This window comes from Bradyrhizobium sp., from assembly GCF_049581145.1.
Taxonomy (GTDB): domain Bacteria; phylum Pseudomonadota; class Alphaproteobacteria; order Rhizobiales; family Xanthobacteraceae; genus Bradyrhizobium.
The window spans coordinates 1-2,043 of sequence record NZ_JBAURI010000744.1; the positions used below are offsets into that span (position 1 = coordinate 1).

Below are 2,043 nucleotides of genomic sequence, written 5' to 3' on the forward strand. Positions count from 1 at the left end.
GGTTGTGAGTTTGGCCAGGAACAGGAATGGAGTCATGAGCGCTCGCTGGACTGGCACCTGCTGGAGCAGCATAGATATCTCGGAATCCAGTTGCTGGTACGCGACCTCAACCGACTCTATCGCAGCCTTCCCGCATTGTACGAGTTGGACTCTGATGAAGCTGGTTTCGAATGGATCATCACAGAAGATGCCGGCAACAACGTGTTTGCTTGGATGAGAAAAGGCGAAAATCATCGGTCTCGCTGCCTGGTCATCGTCAATTTTTCGCCGGTTGTCCACCGGGATTATCACGTTCGCGTCCCCTATCATGGTCGATGGGCAGAGCTACTCAATTCCGATTCATCGATATATGGCGGCAGTAACGTCGGCAACGGCGGAATGTTGATTGCCGCGGATGAGCTGGTGCCTACCCTTAAATTGGTTCTTCCTCCGCTGGGCGCGTTGTTTCTGGCGCCTGAACCCTAGACGTTGCAGCTTTCCGCATCTTCGGCCGTCGCTCCGCGTCTTTGCGTCATCACCGGGGCTTGTCATCGCCATCGACGGCCGCTGCAGGAGAGTGCGCCTCGATGCCGGGGGCCATACCGCGCCCTGAGGGCCAGGTGCATCGGCGCCGGCGTCGTCGATTGACCGAAGCAGCCGCCGCCTGGATCAATTCCGTTGGATCAATATTGGCGCGTTCCCGAAGTGTGGTCGTTCGGCTTGCCGCCGACGCGTTCGAGAGGTGCAACCTCGCTCTCTTCATTTTCGAGCATCAGATGCGCTGTCGCTTGGGCGGGGAACCCCGAACGCGGCGCGCGATTCCTCCCCAATGTGGTTGTCGCTGTCGTCCTTGATGGCGTGGACGGCGTCAAGCCGAAGCCAATGAAGCGAAATTCGGAGATCCGGCAGGCCGCGTTCTGAACGACCGATTCACGCACCCGGGCCTAGCTTGAAACCCGGGCAATATGCCGTAGTCTACCTGCTTGCTATATCCTGTTCGTATCATTCAGATAAATATTCGGAGGACACTGCCGCGATGTCGGACGCAAGCAAAATCCTTGCAGAGAAGCTTCGGGGGCATTCGCTGCTGTCGAACGATGATCTTGCCGCGATCAGGCTCTTCCCCTACCAGCTCCGTGAGCTGTCCCCCAACGAAGATTTGATACGGCAGGGCGATGACCCCAGCGTTTCCGTGCTTGTCGTCCGAGGCGTTGTCGGCCGCTATCACCTCTTGGAAAACGGCCGGCGCCAGTACCTTTCCTTTCACCTGATGGGCGATCTTCCCGATGCTCAAGCGCTGTTTCTCGATCATATGGATCACGCCGTTTGCGCCATGGGCCATGCGTGCGTTGCCCTGATCCCGCACAAGAACCTGTTGCGTGCCTTCGAACAGCGTCCAAAGCTGGGATTTGCGGTCTGGCGGGAAACGCTGATCGATGCAGCCATATTCCGGGAGGCCATAACAAACAACAGTAGCAGACCGCCGCTGGCGCGGATGGCGCACCTGTTCTGCGAACTGTTCTATCGTGCCGAAGCGTCGAGTTTGACACAGGAGAAGACTTTGGAACTGCCGATCAGCCTTGTCCAATGGGCCGATACACTTGGCATGAGGATTGCGACGGTCAATCGTGCGCTGGCCCTGCTTCGTTCGACCCGAGCGATGGAGTTTCGCAATAGCCGGCTAAGCGTGCGAAACTGGCGCCGCATGAAAGATATCGGTCAGTTCGATCCCGGCTATTTGCATCTGCGAAAATCGAAACAGCCGTCCCCATAGTCATCGTCAGTTATCCTCCGTTCGCATCGGCTGGCAGGGACGCGCCGGCACCTCGCTTATCCCACGACGAACTAGATCGTACAGCAGCAGCTCCCAGTATCTCTCCATTCGGCGCCACGTCGATCCGCTGAATGTCGGAGATGGGTCAAGAGCCGCTGTGGCCGGCAGGCCCATGGCACGCCCGGTGTACCCACAGCTCCGAAAATACCCCGATTGTTGTCGGCCATCTCGATTGGAGCGCGAAGAATATGCGGATGCCCCGTGAGATCATTGCGATCGCGGATGAATTG

The 2,043-nt window shown here is 57.9% G+C and carries 2 protein-coding genes; both read left to right on the top strand.

All coding sequences use genetic code 11. From position 1 onward, the window contains the following. On the top strand, window positions 1-465 hold a 465-nt coding region (locus WCB02_RS24300; RefSeq protein ID WP_423962159.1), incomplete at its 5' end, for an alpha amylase C-terminal domain-containing protein. A 550-nt stretch (window positions 466-1,015) separates the two neighbouring features. Then, window positions 1,016-1,753, top strand: coding sequence for a Crp/Fnr family transcriptional regulator (locus tag WCB02_RS24305; protein ID WP_423962161.1), 738 nt, complete (start codon window positions 1,016-1,018; stop codon window positions 1,751-1,753). Window positions 1,754-2,043 lie beyond the last annotated feature (290 nt).

What these genes read in the sequence shown, in the direction of transcription:
- WCB02_RS24305 (WP_423962161.1), top strand. Translation starts at nt 1,016, where the DNA reads ATGTCGGACGCAAGCAAAATCCTTGCAGAGAAGCTTCGGGGGCATTCG.